The organism is Pseudomonas sp. DCB_BI (genome assembly GCF_026240995.1).
Taxonomy (GTDB): Bacteria; Pseudomonadota; Gammaproteobacteria; order Pseudomonadales; family Pseudomonadaceae; genus Aquipseudomonas.
Window position 1 is genome coordinate 121298 of record NZ_JAPFCG010000017.1, and the last position, 18587, is coordinate 139884.

Consider the following 18587-nt stretch of genomic DNA (forward strand, 5'->3'; position numbering starts at 1 on the left):
TCAGTCCGACAGCTTGACGGCATCTACGCGACGCTTTGCCGCGTACTGGCAGGGCGCCGTATACTTCCTTGTTTATGCCCGCCAAGCGAGGCCGTAGTGGACAAGATCCTGATTCGTGGGGCACGCACCCACAACCTGAAGAACATCGACCTGACCCTGCCCCGGGACAAGCTGATCGTGATCACCGGCCTGTCCGGTTCCGGCAAATCGTCCCTGGCGTTCGACACCCTGTACGCCGAAGGCCAGCGCCGCTACGTAGAATCGCTGTCGGCCTATGCCCGGCAGTTCCTGTCGATGATGGAAAAGCCCGACGTCGACACTATCGAAGGCCTGTCGCCGGCCATCTCCATCGAACAGAAGTCGACCTCGCACAACCCGCGCTCCACGGTCGGCACCATCACCGAAATCTACGACTACCTGCGCCTGCTGTACGCCCGGGTAGGCACCCCACGCTGCCCGGACCACGATATCCCACTCGAAGCGCAAACGATCAGCCAGATGGTCGACCTGGTGCTGGAGCGCCCGGAAGGCAGCAAACTGATGCTGTTGGCACCGGTGGTGCGTGAGCGCAAGGGTGAGCACCTGGCGGTGTTCGACGAGCTGCGCGCCCAGGGCTTCGTGCGCGCTCGGGTCAACGGCAAGCTCTACGAGCTTGATGAACTGCCCAAGCTGGACAAGCAGAAAAAGCACAGCATCGATGTGGTGGTGGACCGCTTCAAGGTCCGCGCTGACCTGCAGCAGCGCCTGGCCGAATCGTTCGAGACCGCGCTGAAGCTGGCGGACGGTATCGCCTTGGTGGCGCCGATGGACGATGAAGAAGGCGAAGAAACGATCTTCTCCGCGCGCTTCGCCTGCCCGGTGTGCGGCCATGCAATCAGCGAGCTTGAGCCAAAGCTGTTTTCCTTCAACAACCCGGCTGGCGCATGCCCGACCTGCGATGGCCTGGGAGTGAAGCAGTTCTTCGACACCAAGCGCCTGGTCAACACCGAACTCACCCTGGCCGAAGGTGCGATCCGCGGCTGGGACCGCCGCAACGTGTATTACTTCCAGATGCTCGGCTCGCTGGCTGCGCATTATGGCTTCAGCCTGGATGAGCCGTTCGGCGAGCTGTCGGCCGAGCACCAGAAGGTGATCCTGCAGGGCAGTGGCAAGCAGAGTGTCGATTTCAAATACCTCAACGACCGTGGCGATATCGTCAAGCGATCGCACCCGTTCGAAGGCATCGTGCCAAACCTGGAGCGCCGCTACCGCGAGACCGAATCGGCTACCGTGCGTGAGGAGCTGGCCAAGTTCCTTGGCACGCAACCCTGCCCGGATTGCCGTGGTACCCGTCTGCGCCGTGAAGCACGTCACGTCTGGGTAGGAGAAAAGACCCTTCCTGCCGTGACCAACCTGCCGATCGGTGAAGCCAGCAACTATTTCGGTGAACTGACCCTGACCGGGCGCCGTGGCGAGATCGCGGCGAAGATCCTGAAGGAAATCTGCGAGCGCCTGCAATTCCTGGTCAACGTCGGCCTCGACTACCTGACCCTGGATCGCAGTGCCGATACCTTGTCGGGTGGTGAAGCCCAGCGTATCCGCCTGGCCAGCCAGATAGGCGCGGGCCTGGTGGGCGTGATGTACATCCTCGATGAACCGTCCATCGGTCTTCATCAGCGCGACAACGACCGCCTGCTGGCCACCCTCAATCACCTGCGCGATCTGGGTAACACGGTGATCGTGGTGGAGCACGACGAAGATGCCATCCGGCTGGCTGACTACGTGGTGGATATCGGCCCTGGCGCCGGTGTGCATGGCGGGCAGATCGTTGCCGAGGGCTCGCCCCAGGAGGTTATGGACCACCCGGACTCGCTGACTGGCAAGTACTTGTCCGGGCGCAAGAAGATCGTCGTGCCGGCCAAGCGCACGCCGCGCAACAAGAAGCTGCAGCTCAAGCTCAAAGGCGCACGTGGCAACAACTTGCAGAACGTCGACCTGGAAGTGCCGATCGGCTTGTTGACCTGCGTAACCGGCGTGTCCGGCTCAGGCAAGTCGACCCTGATCAACAACACGCTGTTCCCGTTGGCGGCAACTGCCCTCAATGGTGCAAGCAGCCTGGAAGCAGCGCCGCATGCCAGCATGGACGGCCTGCAACACCTGGACAAGGTGGTGGACATCGACCAGAGCCCGATCGGTCGCACGCCGCGCTCTAACCCGGCGACCTACACCGGTATCTTCACCCCGATCCGTGAGCTGTTCTCCGGGGTACCAGAGTCGCGCTCGCGCGGTTATGGCCCGGGGCGCTTCTCGTTCAACGTCAAGGGTGGCCGCTGCGAAGCCTGCCAGGGCGATGGCCTGATCAAGGTGGAAATGCATTTCCTGCCGGACATCTACGTGCCGTGTGACGTATGCAAGAGCAAGCGGTACAACCGCGAGACCCTTGAGATCAAATACAAGGGCAAGAACATCCACGAAGTGCTGGAAATGACTATCGAGGATGCACGCGAGTTCTTCGATGCGGTGCCGGCGCTGGCGCGCAAGCTGCAAACATTGATGGATGTTGGTCTCTCGTACATCAAGCTGGGGCAATCGGCAACGACGCTCTCCGGCGGTGAAGCGCAACGCGTCAAACTTTCACGCGAATTGTCCAAGCGCGACACCGGCAAGACCCTGTACATTCTTGATGAGCCGACTACGGGCCTGCACTTTGCCGATATCCAGCAATTGCTGGACGTACTGCATCGCCTGCGCGACCACGGCAACACCGTGGTGGTGATCGAGCACAACCTGGATGTGATCAAGACCGCCGACTGGCTGGTGGACCTGGGGCCGGAAGGCGGCTCCAAGGGTGGGCAGATCATTGCCTGCGGTACGCCGGAAGAACTGAGCGAGATGAAGCAGTCCTACACCGGTCATTACCTGAAACCGCTGCTGGAGCGGGATCGGGCCTGAGCACTGCGGCCACCATGAAAAAAGCCCCTGGTACCGAGTGTGCCAGGGGCTTTTTCATGGGCTTGTGGATAACTTACATTTGCGATTGCAGGTAGTTTTCCAGGCCAATGGCCTTGATCAGGCCCTGCTGCTTCTCCAGCCAGTAGGTGTGATCTTCTTCGGTATCGGCCAGCTGCGCACGCAGGATGTCACGGCTGACGTAATCCTTGTGCAGCTCGCACAGCTCGATGCCCTTGCACAATGCGCCGCGCACTTTGTACTCAAGCTTGAGGTCAGCCTCGATCATTTCCGGCACGGTGCTGCCGACCTCCAGGTCGTCCGCACGCATGTCTGGGGTACCCTCAAGCATGAGGATGCGACGCATCAGGGCATCAGCGTGCTGCGTCTCTTCTTCCATTTCGTGGTTGATGCGCTCGTAGAGCTTGGAAAGGCCCCAGTCTTCGTACATGCGCGAATGAATGAAGTACTGGTCGCGTGCCGCCAGTTCGCCCTTCAGCAGCGTGACGAGATAGTTGATTACGTCCGGGTGGCCTTGCATCGCCCTGATTCTCCATGTGAAAACATCTATGCCACATAGTGTGAACCAGCTTTTGCCTACGGTCACTGAAAAACGCGCAATCAGAGGCAAAAAAACGGTTAAACAGTAGTGATATTCATTGAAAAACCGCCCAAATGAGGGCGGTTCTACTTCTCACTTCGACTTAGCGAAGATTGATACCCAAAGCCTTGGCAATCCCTTCGCCGTAGCTCGGGTCGGCCTTGAAGAAGTACTGCAACTGGCGCTGGATGACATCCTCGCTGACACCCACCATGGTACCGGCGATGTTGCTGATCAGCAGGGCCTTCTGCTCGTCATTCATCAGGCGGAACAGCGCGCCAGCGTGGCTGTAGTAATCGGTATCCTCGCGGTGGTCATGACGGTCTGCCGCACCATTGAGCGCCAGTGCCGGTTCGGCGTGCCGTGGCGACTGCTTCGGCGCATTGGCGTAGCTGTTAGGCTCGTAGTTGGGCGCGCTGCCATAATGTCCGGCGGCCATGGAGCCGTCGCGTTGATAGCTGTTGACTGGGCAGCGCGGCGCATTCACCGGCAGCTGTTGGTGATTGGTGCCCACACGATAGCGGTGTGCATCGGCATACGCGAATACACGCCCCTGCAGCATCCGGTCCGGCGAAAGCCCCACCCCTGGCACCATATTGCTCGGCCCAAACGCTGCCTGCTCGACCTCAGCGAAGTAGTTGAGCGGGTTACGGTTGAGCTCCAGCACACCCACCTCAATCAGCGGATAGTCCTTCTGCGACCAGGTCTTGGTGACATCGAAGGGGTTCTCGGTGCGATTGGCAGCCTCGGCTTCGCTCATGACCTGGATGCAAACGGTCCAGCGCGGGAATTCGCCACGTTCGATCGCCTCGAACAGGTCACGCTGGGCGTAGTCCGGGTCGGTACCTGCCAGCCGTGCGGCGTCTGCCGGAGCAAGGTTCTTGATGCCTTGCTGAGTCTTGAAGTGCCATTTCACCCAGGTCCGCTCGCCCTTGGCATTAATCAGGCTGTAGGTGTGGCTGCCGAAGCCGTGCATATGGCGATACCCGTCCGGGATGCCGCGGTCAGAGAAGAGGATGGTGACCTGATGCAGCGCCTCGGGCGAATGCGACCAGAAGTCCCACATCATCTGGGCGTTCTTCAAGTTGGACTGCGGATGACGCTTCTGGGTGTGGATAAAGTCGGGGAACTTCAACGGGTCGCGAATGAAGAATACCGGCGTGTTGTTGCCCACGATGTCCCAGTTGCCTTCCTCGGTATAGAACTTAACAGCAAAGCCACGCGGGTCACGCTCGGTATCTGCGGAACCACGTTCACCACCGACCGTGGAGAACCGCAGGAAAGTCTCGGTTTGCTTGCCAATCTTCTCGAACAACTTGGCGCTGGAGTAGGCAGTAATGTCGCGGGTAACGGTAAATGAGCCATAGGCCCCTGAACCTTTGGCGTGAACGCGGCGCTCAGGAATGTTCTCACGGTTGAAATGAGCGAGCTTCTCGATCAGGTGAAAATCGTCGAGCAGCAGCGGGCCTCGTGGGCCGGCGGAGCGGGAATTCTGGTTGTCGGCTACAGGGGCACCGCTAGCGGTGGTGAGAATCTTGCTCATGGGCTCTCCTTATCGGTCTTGAAACGCCGGCTAAACGGCTATGGAGAGAGTATCGATGAGCAAGATTACAGGGACAAATTCATTACATGACTTGTATCAATAGAAATAAACAATATCTACAGACACAAAAAACCGGGCACTAGGCCCGGTTCTTTGTAGCAGACAGAACGTCTTACTCAGCAGCTTCTACAGCACCGCCGACCGGACGATCAACCAGCTCGACGTACGCCATAGGCGCGTTGTCGCCAGCGCGGAAACCGCACTTCAGGATGCGCAGGTAGCCGCCCTGACGGGTGGCGTAACGCTTGCCCAGGTCGTTGAACAGTTTGCCAACAGCGGACTTCGAACGGGTACGATCGAAGGCCAGACGACGGTTAGCAACGCTGTCTTCCTTGGCCAGGGTGATCAGCGGCTCGGCAACGCGGCGCAGTTCCTTGGCTTTCGGCAGGGTGGTTTTGATCAGCTCGTGCTCGATCAGCGACACTGCCATGTTCTGGAACATAGCCTTGCGGTGAGAGCTGGTACGGCTCAGGTGACGTCCACTTTTACGATGACGCATGATTCATTCCTTACCAAACACTACGTTCGGTGATTACGACGATCAGGCGGTCGCCTTGTCGTCTTTCTTAAGACTTGCAGGCGGCCAGTTGTCGAGGCGCATGCCGAGAGACAGACCACGAGAGGCCAGGACGTCCTTGATTTCAGTCAGGGACTTCTTGCCCAGGTTAGGAGTCTTCAACAGCTCTACTTCGGTACGCTGAATCAGGTCGCCGATGTAGTAGATGTTCTCCGCCTTGAGGCAGTTGGCCGAACGTACAGTCAGTTCCAGGTCGTCAACCGGACGCAGCAGGATCGGATCGATCTCGTCTTCCTGCTCGACTACGACAGGCTCGCTGTCACCTTTGAGGTCGACGAACGCGGCCAGCTGCTGTTGCAGGATGGTCGCAGCGCGGCGGATAGCCTCTTCAGGATCCAGGGTGCCGTTGGTTTCCAGATCAATGACCAGTTTGTCCAGGTTGGTACGCTGTTCAACACGGGCGTTTTCGACCACATAGGCGATACGACGCACCGGGCTGAACGAAGCGTCCAACTGCAGACGGCCAATGCTACGGCTTTCGTCTTCGTCGGTTTGACGGGAGTCAGCCGGCTCGTAACCACGACCACGAGCTACAGTGAGCTTCATGTTCAGGGCGCCGTTCGACGCCAGGTTCGCGATTACGTGATCGGGGTTGACGATCTCGACATCGTGATCCAGCTGAATATCGGCAGCGGTAACCACCCCCGAACCCTTTTTCGACAAGGTCAGCGTAACTTCGTCACGACCGTGCAGTTTGATAGCCAGGCCTTTCAGGTTCAACAGGATTTCAATTACGTCTTCCTGAACACCTTCGATCGCGGAGTACTCATGGAGTACGCCATCGATCTCGGCCTCGACTACTGCACAGCCAGGCATGGAGGACAACAGGATGCGGCGCAGCGCGTTGCCCAGGGTATGGCCGAAACCACGCTCGAGAGGCTCGAGCGTGATCTTGGCGCGGGTCGGACTGACTACCTGCACATCAATATGGCGGGGAGTCAGGAACTCATTTACCGAAATCTGCATGGATGCACCTATTTTCTAGCCCTTACTTGGAGTAGAGCTCGACAATCAGGTTCTCGTTGATGTCGGCAGACAGGTCGCTGCGAGCAGGAACGTTCTTGAAAACGCCCGACTTTTTAGCAGCATCCACATCAACCCACTCAACGCGGCCACGCTGGGCGCACAGTTCAAGGGCTTGAACAATGCGCAGCTGGCTCAGCGACTTCTCGCGAACCGCGACCACGTCACCCGGACGAACTTGGTAGGATGGAATGTTTACAGTCTTACCGTTGACGCTGATCGCTTTGTGCGAAACCAGCTGACGGGACTCGGAACGAGTCGAGCCGAAGCCCATACGGTAAACGACGTTATCCAGACGGCACTCGAGCAGTTGCAGCAGGTTCTCACCGGTTGCGCCTTTTTTCGAGGCAGCAGCTTGGTAGTAACCGCGGAACTGACGCTCCAGAACACCGTAGATACGACGGACTTTTTGTTTCTCACGCAGCTGGGTGCCGTAGTCGGACTGACGGCCACGGCGCTGGCCGTGGATACCTGGGGCTGCTTCGATGTTGCACTTCGATTCCAGAGCGCGAACGCCGCTCTTCAGGAACAGATCGGTGCCTTCACGACGAGACAGTTTGCATTTTGGACCAATGTAACGTGCCATTCTTCTGTCTCCTGATTACACGCGACGCTTCTTCGGCGGACGGCACCCGTTGTGCGGGATAGGCGTCACGTCGGTGATGCTGGCGATCTTGTAGCCGCAGCTGTTCAGTGCACGAACGGCGGACTCACGACCTGGACCTGGACCCTTGACGTTGACGTCGAGGTTCTTCAGACCGTATTCCAGCGCAGCTTGACCAGCACGCTCAGCAGCGATCTGGGCTGCGAACGGGGTGGATTTGCGCGAACCACGGAAACCCGAACCACCGGAGGTCGCCCAGGACAAAGCATTGCCCTGACGGTCGGTGATGGTCACGATGGTGTTGTTGAAAGAAGCATGGATGTGGGCGATGCCATCAACCACTGTCTTTTTGACTTTCTTACGAGGACGAGCAGCAGGTTTTGCCATGTCTATATTCCTGGGCGATTACTTGCGGATCGGCTTACGCGGGCCCTTACGGGTGCGTGCGTTGGTCTTGGTGCGCTGACCGCGAACCGGCAGACCTTTACGATGACGCAGGCCGCGGTAGCAACCCAGGTCCATCAAGCGCTTGATCTTCATGTTGATGTCACGACGCAGGTCACCTTCGGTGGTGAACTTCGCGACTTCGCCACGCAGGGTTTCGATTTGCTCGTCGCTCAGATCCTTGATCTTAGCGGCTGGGTTTACACCAGCGTCTGCACAGATCTTCTGTGCAGTTGTGCGACCGACACCATAGATGTAGGTCAGCGAGATAACAGTATGCTTGTTATCTGGAATGTTGACGCCTGCAATACGGGCCATTCAGTGGGACTCCAATTGACAGCTACCTACGCCCCGGAAGCCAAGAAATAGGGCGCGAGATAATATCGCTGTAGAAACGAATAATCAACCCAGCAGCACACTAGCTGCTGGGTTTGAAGCGCAGATCACACTCAGCCTTGGCGCTGTTTGTGACGCGGTTCCGCGCTGCAGATCACTCGTACGACGCCTTCGCGACGGATGATCTTGCAGTTACGGCACAGCTTTTTCACCGATGCACGAACTTTCATTACCGACTCCTCGAACCTTAGGGGCGTATCAGCGCAGCAAACCGCTGCCACCGTAGCCTTTCAGGTTGGCTTTCTTCATCAGGGATTCGTACTGGTGCGAAACGAGGTGCGATTGTACTTGGGACATGAAGTCCATCACAACCACTACCACAATCAGCAACGAGGTCCCGCCAAGGTAGAACGGCACATTTGCTGCCACCACCAGGAACTGGGGCAGAAGGCAGACGGCCATCATGTAAAGAGCACCGAACATGGTCAAACGGGTCAGAACGCCATCAATGTAGCGCGCCGACTGCTCACCAGGACGGATACCCGGAATAAAGGCACCGGACTTCTTCAGGTTTTCCGCTACGTCTTTCGGGTTGAACATCAATGCTGTGTAGAAGAAGCAGAAGAAAATGATCCCTGCACTAAACAGCAGAATGTTCAACGGCTGACCAGGAGCGATCGACTGCGAGATGTCCTGCAGCCAGCCCATACCCTCGGACTGACCGAACCAGGCACCCAGCGAAGCCGGGAACAGCAAAATGCTGCTCGCGAAAATGGCCGGGATAACCCCCGCCATGTTCACCTTCAACGGCAAGTGGCTGGTCTGCGCAGCGAAGACCTTGCGGCCCTGCTGACGCTTGGCGTAGTGAACGGCGATACGACGCTGACCACGCTCAATGAACACCACGAAACCGATAATCGCTACTGCCAGCAAACCGATTGCGACCAGGGCGAAAATGTTGATATCGCCTGTGCGTGCAGACTCGAAAGACTGCCCGATTGCTCTCGGAAGACCGGCAACGATACCTGCGAAGATCAACATCGAGATACCGTTGCCCACACCGCGCTCGGTGATCTGCTCGCCCAGCCACATCATGAACATCGCGCCTGCCACAAAAGTGGAGACGGCAACGACATGGAAGCCCAGGCCTACAGAAAACGCCACGCCCTGGTTGGCCAGGCCAATGGACATGCCAATGGCTTGAACCAGTGCCAGGATAACGGTGCCGTAGCGGGTGTACTGGCTGATCTTGCGACGGCCAGCTTCACCTTCCTTCTTCAACTGCTCCAGTTGCGGGCTAACCGCCGTCATCAGCTGCATGATGATCGATGCCGAAATGTACGGCATGATCCCCAGTGCAAAGATGCTCATGCGCTCGAGCGCGCCACCGGAAAACATGTTGAACAAGCTAAGAATGGTCCCCTCATTCTGCCGAAACAGATCCGCCAGACGGTCCGGATTGATGCCGGGAACCGGGATATGCGCACCTATCCGATAGACGATGATCGCCATGAACAGAAAGCGCAGACGAGCCCAGAGTTCCGACATCCCGCCCTTACCGAGCGAAGAGAGAGCACCTTGCTTAGCCATTTATTCCTCGAATTTGCCGCCAGCTGCTTCGATAGCCGCACGCGCACCCTTGGTGGCTGCGATACCCTTGATGGTGACTGCGCGAGTAACTTCGCCAGACAGCATGATTTTCACACGCTGAATGTGCTGGTTGATCACGTTGGCATCCTTCAGGGATTGCACGGAGATCACGTCGCCTTCCACTTTGGCCAGCTCGGACAGACGCACTTCGGCGCGGTCCATGGCTTTCAGGGAAACGAAGCCGAACTTCGGCAGACGACGGTGCAGCGGCTGTTGACCGCCTTCGAAGCCAGGAGCGATCGAACCGCCCGAACGGGAAGTCTGACCTTTGTGGCCACGGCCGCCAGTCTTACCCAGACCGCTACCGATACCACGACCTGGACGATGCTTCTCGCGACGGGAACCCGGCGCTGGACTCAGATCATTGAGTTTCATCGATTAACCCTCGACCTTCAGCATGTAGTAAGCCTTGTTGATCATCCCGCGGTTCTCGGGAGTATCCTGGACTTCTACAGTGTGACCGATGCGACGCAGACCCAGGCCTTTAACACACAGCTTGTGGTTAGGCAGACGGCCCGAGACGCTCTTGATCAGCGTTACTTTTACGGTTGCCATGATCAGAAGATCTCCTCAACGCTCTTGCCGCGCTTGGCAGCAATGGATTCAGGAGATTGCATGGCTTTCAGACCCTTGAAGGTGGCGTAAACCACGTTCACTGGGTTGGTCGAACCGTAGCACTTGGCCAGAACGTTCTGAACACCAGCAACTTCCAGGACAGCACGCATTGCGCCACCGGCGATGATACCGGTACCTTCCGAGGCAGGCTGCATGTAAACCTTCGAGGCGCCGTGGGCAGCCTTGGTGGCGTACTGCAGGGTGGTGCCCTTCAGGTCAACCTGGATCATGTTGCGGCGAGCAGCTTCCATGGCTTTCTGGATCGCGGCTGGTACTTCGCGCGATTTGCCACGGCCGAAGCCGACACGACCCTTACCATCACCAACCACGGTCAGCGCGGTGAAAGTGAAGATACGGCCGCCTTTTACGGTTTTGGCAACGCGGTTAACTTGAACCAGCTTCTCGATGTAGCCTTCGTCGCGCTTTTGATCGTTATTTGCCATAACTTAGAACTCCAGCCCGCCTTCACGAGCAGCATCAGCCAGCGCTTTGACGCGGCCGTGGTACTTGAAGCCGGAACGGTCAAAGGCAACTTGAGATACACCGGCGGCTTTCGCACGCTCAGCTACCAGCTTGCCAACCTTAGTGGCCGCGTCGATGTTGCCAGTGGCGCCATCACGCAGGTCTTTGTCCAAGGTCGAGGCGCTTGCCAGAACCTTGCTGCCGTCGGCCGAAATGACCTGGGCATAGATGTGCTGCGAGGAGCGGAACACGCACAGGCGCACGACTTCGAGTTCGTGCATCTTGAGACGTGCTTTGCGAGCGCGACGCAGTCGAATAACTTTTTTGTCGGTCATTTACTAGGCCCTACTTCTTCTTGGCTTCTTTACGACGGACTACTTCGTCCGCGTAACGCACACCTTTGCCTTTGTAAGGCTCTGGCGGACGGAAGTCGCGGATTTCAGCGGCCACCTGACCTACCAGCTGCTTGTCGATACCCTTGATCAGGATGTCGGTCTGGCTAGGCGTTTCAGCGGTGATACCGGCTGGCAGTTCGTAGTCCACTGGGTGAGAGAAGCCCAGGGCCAGGTTCAGGACGGTGCCTTTAGCCTGTGCCTTGTAACCAACACCGACCAGCTGGAGCTTACGCTCGAAGCCTTGGCTTACGCCTTGGACCATGTTGTTGACCAGAGCACGGGTAGTACCGGCCATGGCACGAGCTTGCTGGTCACCATTGCGAGCGACGAAACGCAGCTCACCAGACTCTTCGGTAACTTCAACAGACGAGTGAACGTTCAGTTCGAGAGTGCCTTTGGCACCCTTCACCGAAAGCTGCTGGCCGGCGAATTTGACTTCGACACCGGATGGCAGCTTAACGGGGTTCTTAGCGACGCGAGACATGTCTATCTCCCCTTAGAACACTGTGCACAGAACTTCGCCGCCGACACCGGCAGCGCGCGCAGCGCGATCAGTCATCACACCTTTGTTGGTGGAGACGATAGACACGCCCAGGCCGCCACGTACTTTCGGCAGCTCAGTGACGGACTTGTACTGGCGCAGGCCTGGACGGCTGGAGCGCTTCAGTTCTTCGATGACCGGACGGCCTTCGAAGTACTTCAGTTCGATCGACAGGGAAGGCTTGGCCTCACCAGTTACCTGGTAGCCAGCGATGTAACCTTCGTCCTTCAGAACTTTGGCAACCGCGACCTTCAGGGTAGACGAAGGCATGCTTACGACGGACTTTTCAGCCATCTGGGCATTACGGATGCGAGTTAGCATGTCCGCTAACGGGTCCTGCATACTCATGGGCTAGATGCTCCTGATACAAGAATTATTAGCCTTGCGGCTATGACAACCACCCGAACGGATTGGGTAAAAAACCCAGGCTCAGGTGAGCCGGTCATTCTAGACACAAGGCAGAAACGAAACAAGCCCCATATAGGGGCTTGTTTGTTGGCGAGGTCACCGACGGTCGGAAGATTGCTCCCCTTCCGCCGGGAATCTGCCTACTGCGATTACCAGGAGGCCTTGACCAGACCTGGTACGTCGCCGCGCATTGCAGCTTGACGCAGCATGTTACGGCCCAGGCCGAACTTACGGTATACACCGTGAGGACGACCGGTCAGGCGGCAACGGTTGCGCAGGCGCGAGGCGCTAGCGTCACGTGGCTGCTTCTGCAGAGCGACAACGGCAGCGAAACGCTCTTCAGGAGAGGCGTTGACGTTGACGATGGTCGCTTTCAGCTCAGCACGCTTCTTAGCGAACTTGGCTACCGTGAGCTGACGCTTCAGCTCGCGGTTTTTCATGCTCTTCTTGGCCATTTTCCTACTCCAATCAGTTGCGGAACGGGAACTTGAAAGCACGCAGCAGAGCGCGGCCTTCGTCGTCCGAACGAGCAGTGGTGGTCAGGGTGATGTCCAAACCGCGCAGAGCATCGATCTTGTCGTAGTCGATTTCCGGGAAGATGATCTGCTCTTTCACGCCCATGCTGTAGTTGCCACGACCATCGAAGGACTTGGCATTCAGGCCGCGGAAGTCGCGAACCCGAGGCAGGGAGATCGCCAGCAGGCGGTCCAGGAATTCGTACATCTTGTCGCTACGCAGGGTCACCTTGACGCCGATCGGCCAGCCTTCGCGGACTTTGAAGCCAGCGATGGATTTGCGAGCGAAAGTCACGACCGGCTTTTGACCGGTGATCTTTTCCAGGTCGGCAACAGCGTGCTCGATGACTTTCTTGTCGCCGATCGCTTCGCCCAGACCCATGTTCAGGGTGATCTTGGTAACGCGCGGAACTTCCATCACGTTCGACAGCTTAAGTTCTTCCTTAAGCTTAGGAGCGATTTCGTTCCGGTAAATCTCTTTCAGTCGTGCCATGGTCTTCTACCTAGCAGTGTTCAAGCATCAACCGCTTTTTGGGTCGACTTGAAGACACGAATTTTTTTACCGTCTTCTACTTTGAAACCAACGCGGTCAGCCTTGTTGGTTTCGCCGTTGAAGATGGCAACGTTGGAAGCGTGCAGAGGCGCTTCTTTCTCGACGATACCGCCCTGAACGCCCGCCATCGGGTTAGGCTTGGTATGACGCTTGACCAGGTTCACGCCACCGATAACCAGACGGTCATCAGCCAGAACCTTCAGCACCTTACCGCGCTTACCTTTGTCTTTGCCGGCGATCACGATGATCTCGTCGTCACGACGAATCTTTTGCATGTCGGATCTCCTTACAGCACTTCAGGGGCGAGCGAGACGATCTTCATGAACTTCTCAGTACGAAGTTCACGGGTCACTGGCCCGAAAATGCGAGTGCCGATCGGCTCTTGCTTGTTGTTCAGCAGAACAGCAGCGTTGCCGTCGAAACGAATGATGGAACCGTCAGCGCGACGTACACCGTGACGGGTACGAACGACAACAGCAGTCATCACCTGGCCTTTTTTGACCTTACCGCGAGGAATCGCTTCCTTGACGGTTACTTTGATGATGTCACCGATGCCGGCGTAACGGCGGTGCGAACCGCCGAGCACCTTGATGCACATGACGCGACGAGCGCCGCTGTTATCGGCCACATCGAGCATGGATTGAGTCTGAATCATAAAATTTCTCCGACCCCTAGCCCTTAGACTTCAACAGCGCGTTCGAGGACTTCAACCAGTGCCCAGGACTTGGTCTTGGCCAGCGGACGGGTTTCGCGAATGGAAACCTTGTCGCCGATCTTGCACTGGTTGGCTTCGTCGTGCGCGTGCAGCTTAGTCGAACGCTTAACGTATTTACCGTAGATCGGGTGCTTTACGCGACGCTCGATCAGAACGGTGATGGTCTTGTCCATTTTGTCGCTGACGACACGGCCAGTCAGCGTACGGACGGTTTTTTCAGCTTCAGCCATGATCACTTACCTGCCTGCTGGTTGAGCACAGTTTTCACGCGAGCGATGTCACGCTTAACTTGCGAGAGCAGGTGCGACTGCCCCAACTGGCCAGTTGCTTTCTGCATACGCAGATTGAACTGGTCGCGCAGCAAGCCGAGCAGTTGCTCGTTCAGTTGCTGTGCCGATTTTTCACGAAGTTCATTCGCTTTCATCACATCACCGTCCGCTTAACAAAGGAGGTGGCGAGAGGCAGCTTTGCAGCAGCCAGGGCGAAAGCTTCGCGCGCCAGCTCTTCAGAAACACCCTCGATCTCGTACAGGACTTTACCTGGCTGGATCTGGGCAACCCAGTATTCCACGGAGCCCTTACCTTTACCCATACGAACCTCGAGAGGTTTCTTGGAGATCGGCTTATCCGGGAACACACGGATCCAGATCTTGCCGCCACGTTTAACGTGACGGGTCAGCGCACGACGTGCGGACTCGATCTGGCGAGCGGTGAGGCGACCGCGAGCAACAGCTTTCAGGGCGAATTCGCCGAAGCTGACTTTGCTACCGCGCAGTGCCAGACCACGGTTGTGGCCAGTCATCTGCTTGCGGAATTTTGTACGCTTTGGTTGCAACATTTGGCGTACCCCTTACTTAGCAGCTTTTTTACGAGGCGCTGGTGCTTGTGGTTTCAGTTCTTCTTGGCGACCACCAATAACTTCGCCTTTGAAGATCCAAACCTTCACACCGATCACACCGTAAGTGGTGTGAGCTTCGTAGGTGTTGTAGTCGATATCGGCACGCAGGGTGTGCAGAGGCACACGACCTTCGCGATACCACTCGGTACGAGCAATCTCAGCACCGCCGAGACGACCGCTCACCTGGATCTTGATGCCCTTGGCACCAATACGCATGGCGTTCTGTACGGCGCGCTTCATGGCGCGACGGAACATTACGCGGCGTTCCAGCTGCTGAGCTACGCTCTGCGCAACCAGCATAGCGTCGAGTTCCGGCTTGCGGATCTCTTCGATGTTGATGTGCACAGGCACACCCATCTGCTTGGTCAGGTCCTGACGCAGCTTCTCGACATCTTCACCTTTCTTCCCGATAACGATACCTGGACGAGCGGTGTGGATGGTGATGCGTGCAGTTTGAGCCGGACGATGAATATCGATACGGCTTACGGACGCGCTTTTTAGTTTGTCTTGGAGGTACTCACGCGTTTTCAGATCCTTCAACAGGTAATCTGCGTAAGTAGCACCGTCTGCGTACCAGACGGAGGTGTGCTCCTTGACGATTCCCAGGCGAATGCCAGTGGGATGTACTTTCTGACCCATCTGATCGACTCCGTTACTTGTCCGCAACCTTGACAGTGATATGGCAAGACCGCTTGACGATGCGATCAGCACGGCCTTTGGCACGTGGCATGATGCGCTTCAGCGAACGCCCTTCGTTGACGAAGACGGTGGAGACCTTCAGGTCATCAACGTCTGCGCCTTCGTTGTGTTCGGCGTTGGCTACGGCCGACTCGAGGACTTTCTTCATGATTTCAGCGGCTTTTTTGCTGCTGAAGGCCAACAGGTTGAGCGCTTCGCCCACCTTCTTCCCGCGGATCTGGTCGGCGACCAAGCGGGCTTTCTGGGCGGAGATGCGAGCGCCCGACAACTTAGCGGCTACTTCCATTTCCTTACCCCTTAACGCTTGGCTTTCTTGTCAGCCACGTGCCCGCGATAGGTGCGGGTACCGGCGAACTCGCCCAGTTTGTGGCCGACCATGTCTTCGTTCACGAGAACTGGGACATGCTGGCGACCGTTGTGAACCGCGATGGTCAGACCGACCATTTGTGGCAGGATCATCGAGCGACGCGACCAGGTTTTAACTGGCTTGCGATCGTTCTTCTCCACCGCCACTTCGACCTTCTTCAACAGGTGAAGATCGATAAAAGGACCTTTTTTCAGAGAACGTGGCACTGTCGTATCCCTCTAGTTACTTGCGACGACGGACGATCATGTTGTCGGTACGCTTATTACCACGGGTTTTAGCACCCTTGGTTGGGAAGCCCCATGGCGATACCGGATGACGACCACCGGAGGTACGACCTTCACCACCACCGTGTGGGTGGTCAACCGGGTTCATGGCAACACCACGAACGGTTGGGCGAACGCCGCGCCAGCGTTTGGCACCAGCTTTACCCAGCGAACGCAGGCTGTGCTCGGAGTTCGAGACTTCGCCCAGGGTCGCACGGCACTCAGCCAGGACTTTACGCATTTCACCAGAGCGCAGACGCAGGGTCACGTAGACACCTTCGCGAGCGATCAGCTGAGCCGAAGCACCAGCGGAACGAGCGATCTGAGCACCTTTACCCGGCTTCAGTTCGATGCCGTGAATGGTGCTACCTACTGGAATGTTGCGCAGCTGCAGGGAGTTACCGGCCTTGATTGGGGCCAGGGCACCTGCGATCAGCTGGTCGCCAGCGCTCACGCCTTTAGGCGCGATGATGTAGCGACGCTCACCGTCTGCGTAGCACAGCAGGGCGATGTGAGCAGTACGGTTTGGATCGTATTCGATACGCTCGACAGTGGCTGGGATGCCATCTTTGTCGTTGCGACGGAAGTCGACCAGACGGTAATGCTGCTTGTGACCACCACCAACGTGACGAGTGGTAATGCGGCCATTGTTGTTACGACCACCAGACTTCGATTTTTTCTCGATCAGCGGTGCGTGAGGAGCGCCTTTGTGCAGCTCCTTGTTGACCACCTTGACCACGAAACGGCGGCCAGGGGAAGTCGGTTTGCATTTAACGATTGCCATGATGCACCCCTTCCTTACTCAGCACTGCTGCTGAAATCGAGATCTTGGCCTGGCTGAAGGGAGACGATCGCCTTCTTCCAGTCATTACGCTTGCCCAGACCACGTGCGGTACGCTTGGTTTTACCCAGAACGTTAACAGTCGACACGTTTTCAACTTTTACGTTGAACAGGCCTTCGACAGCTTTCTTGATTTCCAGCTTGGTTGCATCAGTAGCAACCTTGAATACGAACTGGCCTTTTTTCTCAGCCAGAACGGTAGCCTTCTCGGAAACGTGCGGGCCAAGGAGGACTTTGAATACGCGTTCCTGGTTCATCCCAGCAGCTCCTCGAATTTCTTCACGGCCGAGACAGTGATCAACACTTTCTCGTATGCGATCAGACTGACCGGGTCGGAACCTTGTACGTCACGTACGTCGACGTGCGGCAGGTTACGAGCAGCCAGGTACAGGTTCTGATCAACAGCGTCGGAAACGATCAATACGTCGCTCAGACCCATGCCGTTCAGCTTGTTCAGCAGATCTTTGGTTTTCGGTGCTTCAACAGCGAAGTCCTGAACCACGACCAGACGGTCGCTACGCACCAGCTCAGCGAGGATGGAGCGCAGAGCTGCGCGATACATCTTCTTGTTGAGCTTTTGCGAGTGATCTTGAGGGCGAGCTGCGAAGGTTACACCACCGCCACGCCAGATCGGACCACGAGTGGTACCAGCACGAGCACGGCCAGTACCCTTCTGACGCCATGGGCGCTTACCGCCACCAGCCACGTCGGAACGGGTCTTCTGCTGCTTGGTACCCTGACGGCCGCCAGCCATGTAGGCCACGACTGCTTGGTGAACCAGCGTCTCGTTGAATTCGCCACCGAAAGTCAGTTCGGAAACTTCGATCGCCTGAGCGTCATTTACATTAAGTTGCATGTCAGTTTCCCCTTAACCGCGAGCCTTGACAGCTGGACGTACAACCACGTCGCCGCCAGTAGCGCCAGGTACGGCACCCTTGATCAGCAGCAGGTTGCGTTCAGCGTCTACGCGAACTACTTCCAGGGACTGAACAGTCACGCGCTCGGCGCCCATGTGACCGGACATTTTCTTGCCCTTGAACACACGACCAGGAGTCTGGCACTGGCCGATGGAACCAGGAACACGGTGCGACACGGAGTTACCGTGGGTGTTGTCCTGACCACGGAAGTTCCAGCGCTTGATGGTACCGGCGAAGCCTTTACCTTTGGACTGACCAGTAACGTCAACCAGCTGGCCTGCAGTGAAGAGTTCAGCTTTGATCAGATCGCCAGCCTGGAAATCGCCTTCTTCAAGACGGAACTCCCAAACACCGCGACCAGCGGCAACGTTGGCCTTGGCGAAGTGGCCTGCCTGAGCGGCAGTCACACGCGAAGCACGACGCTCGCCGACAGTGACTTGCACTGCACGGTAGCCATCGGTTTCTTCAGTTTTGAACTGGGTGACGCGATTCGGCTCGATCTCAATGACCGTGACCGGAATGGAGACACCTTCTTCGGTGAAAATGCGGGTCATACCGCACTTGCGACCGATTACACCAATAGTCATGTTGTAAACCTCATGAGTGTACGGGGCTTTCACCCGCTATGGCCGC

General features: G+C 57.2%; 30 protein-coding genes. 1 reads left to right on the top strand and 29 read right to left on the bottom strand.

All coding sequences use genetic code 11. The features are described 5' to 3' along the window. Positions 1–96: 96 nt before the first annotated feature. Positions 97–2931, top strand: a complete 2835-nt coding sequence (uvrA, locus tag OO258_RS18995) for an excinuclease ABC subunit UvrA (RefSeq protein ID WP_266032059.1) — start codon at positions 97–99, stop codon at positions 2929–2931. A gap of 73 nt (positions 2932–3004) precedes the next feature. Here the strand turns inward: uvrA and bfr are convergent, their stop codons facing one another. The 29 genes from bfr to rplC form a co-directional block, all read right to left on the bottom strand. Beyond that, positions 3005–3469, bottom strand: coding sequence for a bacterioferritin (bfr, locus tag OO258_RS19000; RefSeq protein ID WP_003255449.1), 465 nt, complete (start codon positions 3467–3469; stop codon positions 3005–3007). A 163-nt stretch (positions 3470–3632) separates the two neighbouring features. Further along, the gene (locus OO258_RS19005) at positions 3633–5072 is read right to left on the bottom strand and encodes a catalase (RefSeq protein ID WP_266032060.1); all 1440 of its coding nucleotides are present in this window, start codon (positions 5070–5072) and stop codon (positions 3633–3635) included. Positions 5073–5244: 172 nt separating this feature from the next. After that, entirely contained in the window at positions 5245–5631 is a 387-nt protein-coding gene (gene rplQ / locus OO258_RS19010) for a 50S ribosomal protein L17 (protein WP_003255451.1), read from the bottom strand. Between the two features lie 42 nt (positions 5632–5673). Next, entirely contained in the window at positions 5674–6675 is a 1002-nt protein-coding gene (locus OO258_RS19015; RefSeq protein WP_003255452.1) for a DNA-directed RNA polymerase subunit alpha, read from the bottom strand. A 22-nt stretch (positions 6676–6697) separates the two neighbouring features. Next, positions 6698–7318, bottom strand: coding sequence for a 30S ribosomal protein S4 (rpsD, locus tag OO258_RS19020; protein WP_009681977.1), 621 nt, complete (start codon positions 7316–7318; stop codon positions 6698–6700). A 15-nt stretch (positions 7319–7333) separates the two neighbouring features. Beyond that, the gene (rpsK, locus tag OO258_RS19025) at positions 7334–7723 is read right to left on the bottom strand and encodes a 30S ribosomal protein S11 (protein WP_003255454.1); all 390 of its coding nucleotides are present in this window, start codon (positions 7721–7723) and stop codon (positions 7334–7336) included. A gap of 18 nt (positions 7724–7741) precedes the next feature. After that, positions 7742–8098 carry a 30S ribosomal protein S13 gene (rpsM, locus tag OO258_RS19030; protein ID WP_003255457.1) on the bottom strand — a complete coding sequence of 119 codons (357 nt, stop codon included), beginning with the start codon at positions 8096–8098 and terminating at the stop codon, positions 7742–7744. A gap of 131 nt (positions 8099–8229) precedes the next feature. Then, the gene (gene rpmJ, locus OO258_RS19035; RefSeq protein ID WP_002555468.1) at positions 8230–8346 is read right to left on the bottom strand and encodes a 50S ribosomal protein L36; all 117 of its coding nucleotides are present in this window, start codon (positions 8344–8346) and stop codon (positions 8230–8232) included. A 28-nt stretch (positions 8347–8374) separates the two neighbouring features. Beyond that, positions 8375–9706 (bottom strand): preprotein translocase subunit SecY, encoded by a 1332-nt coding sequence (secY, locus tag OO258_RS19040; RefSeq protein WP_003257108.1) that lies wholly within the window; start codon positions 9704–9706, stop codon positions 8375–8377. After that, a complete protein-coding gene (rplO, locus tag OO258_RS19045) occupies positions 9707–10141 on the bottom strand; it encodes a 50S ribosomal protein L15 (RefSeq protein WP_003255461.1) in 435 nt (144 codons plus the stop codon). It abuts the gene before it with no gap. 3 nt (positions 10142–10144) lie between these two features. Next, positions 10145–10321, bottom strand: a complete 177-nt coding sequence (rpmD, locus tag OO258_RS19050) for a 50S ribosomal protein L30 (protein WP_003255463.1) — start codon at positions 10319–10321, stop codon at positions 10145–10147. A gap of 2 nt (positions 10322–10323) precedes the next feature. Next, positions 10324–10824, bottom strand: coding sequence for a 30S ribosomal protein S5 (rpsE, locus tag OO258_RS19055; protein WP_003255465.1), 501 nt, complete (start codon positions 10822–10824; stop codon positions 10324–10326). A gap of 3 nt (positions 10825–10827) precedes the next feature. Then, complete coding sequence (gene rplR, locus OO258_RS19060; RefSeq protein WP_003255467.1) at positions 10828–11178, bottom strand: 50S ribosomal protein L18; 351 nt, start codon at positions 11176–11178, stop codon at positions 10828–10830. Positions 11179–11188: 10 nt separating this feature from the next. After that, entirely contained in the window at positions 11189–11722 is a 534-nt protein-coding gene (rplF, locus tag OO258_RS19065) for a 50S ribosomal protein L6 (protein WP_003255469.1), read from the bottom strand. A gap of 12 nt (positions 11723–11734) precedes the next feature. Continuing rightward, positions 11735–12127, bottom strand: a complete 393-nt coding sequence (rpsH, locus tag OO258_RS19070; protein ID WP_019097628.1) for a 30S ribosomal protein S8 — start codon at positions 12125–12127, stop codon at positions 11735–11737. A gap of 209 nt (positions 12128–12336) precedes the next feature. Continuing rightward, positions 12337–12642 carry a 30S ribosomal protein S14 gene (gene rpsN / locus OO258_RS19075; protein ID WP_009681970.1) on the bottom strand — a complete coding sequence of 102 codons (306 nt, stop codon included), beginning with the start codon at positions 12640–12642 and terminating at the stop codon, positions 12337–12339. Positions 12643–12655: 13 nt separating this feature from the next. After that, a complete protein-coding gene (rplE, locus tag OO258_RS19080; RefSeq protein ID WP_003255474.1) occupies positions 12656–13195 on the bottom strand; it encodes a 50S ribosomal protein L5 in 540 nt (179 codons plus the stop codon). A gap of 20 nt (positions 13196–13215) precedes the next feature. Further along, a complete protein-coding gene (gene rplX / locus OO258_RS19085; RefSeq protein ID WP_003255476.1) occupies positions 13216–13530 on the bottom strand; it encodes a 50S ribosomal protein L24 in 315 nt (104 codons plus the stop codon). Between the two features lie 11 nt (positions 13531–13541). After that, positions 13542–13910: a 50S ribosomal protein L14 gene (gene rplN / locus OO258_RS19090; protein WP_002555479.1), complete on the bottom strand. Its 369-nt coding sequence runs from the start codon at positions 13908–13910 to the stop codon at positions 13542–13544. Positions 13911–13933: 23 nt separating this feature from the next. After that, entirely contained in the window at positions 13934–14200 is a 267-nt protein-coding gene (rpsQ, locus tag OO258_RS19095; protein WP_003255478.1) for a 30S ribosomal protein S17, read from the bottom strand. A 2-nt stretch (positions 14201–14202) separates the two neighbouring features. Then, positions 14203–14394, bottom strand: a complete 192-nt coding sequence (gene rpmC, locus OO258_RS19100) for a 50S ribosomal protein L29 (RefSeq protein ID WP_002555481.1) — start codon at positions 14392–14394, stop codon at positions 14203–14205. Next, positions 14394–14807 (bottom strand): 50S ribosomal protein L16, encoded by a 414-nt coding sequence (rplP, locus tag OO258_RS19105; protein ID WP_003255479.1) that lies wholly within the window; start codon positions 14805–14807, stop codon positions 14394–14396. Before rplP ends, rpmC begins: the two co-directional genes overlap by 1 nt. 12 nt (positions 14808–14819) lie before the next feature. After that, positions 14820–15506, bottom strand: a complete 687-nt coding sequence (gene rpsC, locus OO258_RS19110) for a 30S ribosomal protein S3 (protein WP_003255481.1) — start codon at positions 15504–15506, stop codon at positions 14820–14822. Between the two features lie 13 nt (positions 15507–15519). Next, positions 15520–15852, bottom strand: a complete 333-nt coding sequence (gene rplV / locus OO258_RS19115; RefSeq protein ID WP_003103908.1) for a 50S ribosomal protein L22 — start codon at positions 15850–15852, stop codon at positions 15520–15522. 11 nt (positions 15853–15863) lie between these two features. Then, on the bottom strand, positions 15864–16139 hold the full coding sequence (gene rpsS, locus OO258_RS19120; protein ID WP_003255482.1) for a 30S ribosomal protein S19: 276 nt from the start codon (positions 16137–16139) through the stop codon (positions 15864–15866). Between the two features lie 16 nt (positions 16140–16155). Further along, positions 16156–16980: a 50S ribosomal protein L2 gene (rplB, locus tag OO258_RS19125; RefSeq protein WP_003255483.1), complete on the bottom strand. Its 825-nt coding sequence runs from the start codon at positions 16978–16980 to the stop codon at positions 16156–16158. Between the two features lie 14 nt (positions 16981–16994). Then, on the bottom strand, positions 16995–17294 hold the full coding sequence (gene rplW, locus OO258_RS19130) for a 50S ribosomal protein L23 (protein WP_003255484.1): 300 nt from the start codon (positions 17292–17294) through the stop codon (positions 16995–16997). Continuing rightward, a complete protein-coding gene (gene rplD, locus OO258_RS19135; RefSeq protein ID WP_003255485.1) occupies positions 17291–17893 on the bottom strand; it encodes a 50S ribosomal protein L4 in 603 nt (200 codons plus the stop codon). The genes rplW and rplD overlap by 4 nt, the downstream gene beginning before the upstream one ends. Positions 17894–17905: 12 nt before the next feature. After that, a complete protein-coding gene (rplC, locus tag OO258_RS19140) occupies positions 17906–18541 on the bottom strand; it encodes a 50S ribosomal protein L3 (protein ID WP_003255486.1) in 636 nt (211 codons plus the stop codon). Between the last annotated feature and the right edge of the window lie 46 nt (positions 18542–18587).

Excerpts from the sequence above, each read along its gene's own strand:
- rplP (WP_003255479.1), bottom strand. The coding sequence starts at position 14,807 with ATGTTGCAACCAAAGCGTACAAAATTCCGCAAGCAGATGACTGGCCAC.
- rplD (WP_003255485.1), bottom strand. The coding sequence starts at position 17,893 with ATGCAACTTAATGTAAATGACGCTCAGGCGATCGAAGTTTCCGAACTG.
- rplR (WP_003255467.1), bottom strand. The coding sequence starts at position 11,178 with ATGACCGACAAAAAAGTTATTCGACTGCGTCGCGCTCGCAAAGCACGT.
- OO258_RS19005 (WP_266032060.1), bottom strand. The coding sequence starts at position 5,072 with ATGAGCAAGATTCTCACCACCGCTAGCGGTGCCCCTGTAGCCGACAAC.
- rplO (WP_003255461.1), bottom strand. The coding sequence starts at position 10,141 with ATGAAACTCAATGATCTGAGTCCAGCGCCGGGTTCCCGTCGCGAGAAG.
- rplN (WP_002555479.1), bottom strand. The coding sequence starts at position 13,910 with ATGATTCAGACTCAATCCATGCTCGATGTGGCCGATAACAGCGGCGCT.
- rpsQ (WP_003255478.1), bottom strand. The coding sequence starts at position 14,200 with ATGGCTGAAGCTGAAAAAACCGTCCGTACGCTGACTGGCCGTGTCGTC.
- rplB (WP_003255483.1), bottom strand. The coding sequence starts at position 16,980 with ATGGCAATCGTTAAATGCAAACCGACTTCCCCTGGCCGCCGTTTCGTG.
- rplE (WP_003255474.1), bottom strand. The coding sequence starts at position 13,195 with ATGGCACGACTGAAAGAGATTTACCGGAACGAAATCGCTCCTAAGCTT.
- rplX (WP_003255476.1), bottom strand. The coding sequence starts at position 13,530 with ATGCAAAAGATTCGTCGTGACGACGAGATCATCGTGATCGCCGGCAAA.
- rpsD (WP_009681977.1), bottom strand. The coding sequence starts at position 7,318 with ATGGCACGTTACATTGGTCCAAAATGCAAACTGTCTCGTCGTGAAGGC.
- rpsH (WP_019097628.1), bottom strand. The coding sequence starts at position 12,127 with ATGAGTATGCAGGACCCGTTAGCGGACATGCTAACTCGCATCCGTAAT.
- rplF (WP_003255469.1), bottom strand. The coding sequence starts at position 11,722 with ATGTCTCGCGTCGCTAAGAACCCCGTTAAGCTGCCATCCGGTGTCGAA.
- bfr (WP_003255449.1), bottom strand. The coding sequence starts at position 3,469 with ATGCAAGGCCACCCGGACGTAATCAACTATCTCGTCACGCTGCTGAAG.
- rplQ (WP_003255451.1), bottom strand. The coding sequence starts at position 5,631 with ATGCGTCATCGTAAAAGTGGACGTCACCTGAGCCGTACCAGCTCTCAC.
- rpmC (WP_002555481.1), bottom strand. The coding sequence starts at position 14,394 with ATGAAAGCGAATGAACTTCGTGAAAAATCGGCACAGCAACTGAACGAG.
- rpmJ (WP_002555468.1), bottom strand. The coding sequence starts at position 8,346 with ATGAAAGTTCGTGCATCGGTGAAAAAGCTGTGCCGTAACTGCAAGATC.
- rpsN (WP_009681970.1), bottom strand. The coding sequence starts at position 12,642 with ATGGCCAAGAAGAGCATGAAAAACCGCGAGCTGAAGCGTCAGCTCACG.
- rpsC (WP_003255481.1), bottom strand. The coding sequence starts at position 15,506 with ATGGGTCAGAAAGTACATCCCACTGGCATTCGCCTGGGAATCGTCAAG.
- rpmD (WP_003255463.1), bottom strand. The coding sequence starts at position 10,321 with ATGGCAACCGTAAAAGTAACGCTGATCAAGAGCGTCTCGGGCCGTCTG.
- rpsE (WP_003255465.1), bottom strand. The coding sequence starts at position 10,824 with ATGGCAAATAACGATCAAAAGCGCGACGAAGGCTACATCGAGAAGCTG.
- rpsM (WP_003255457.1), bottom strand. The coding sequence starts at position 8,098 with ATGGCCCGTATTGCAGGCGTCAACATTCCAGATAACAAGCATACTGTT.
- OO258_RS19015 (WP_003255452.1), bottom strand. The coding sequence starts at position 6,675 with ATGCAGATTTCGGTAAATGAGTTCCTGACTCCCCGCCATATTGATGTG.
- secY (WP_003257108.1), bottom strand. The coding sequence starts at position 9,706 with ATGGCTAAGCAAGGTGCTCTCTCTTCGCTCGGTAAGGGCGGGATGTCG.
- rplW (WP_003255484.1), bottom strand. The coding sequence starts at position 17,294 with ATGAACCAGGAACGCGTATTCAAAGTCCTCCTTGGCCCGCACGTTTCC.
- rpsK (WP_003255454.1), bottom strand. The coding sequence starts at position 7,723 with ATGGCAAAACCTGCTGCTCGTCCTCGTAAGAAAGTCAAAAAGACAGTG.
- rplV (WP_003103908.1), bottom strand. The coding sequence starts at position 15,852 with ATGGAAGTAGCCGCTAAGTTGTCGGGCGCTCGCATCTCCGCCCAGAAA.
- rplC (WP_003255486.1), bottom strand. The coding sequence starts at position 18,541 with ATGACTATTGGTGTAATCGGTCGCAAGTGCGGTATGACCCGCATTTTC.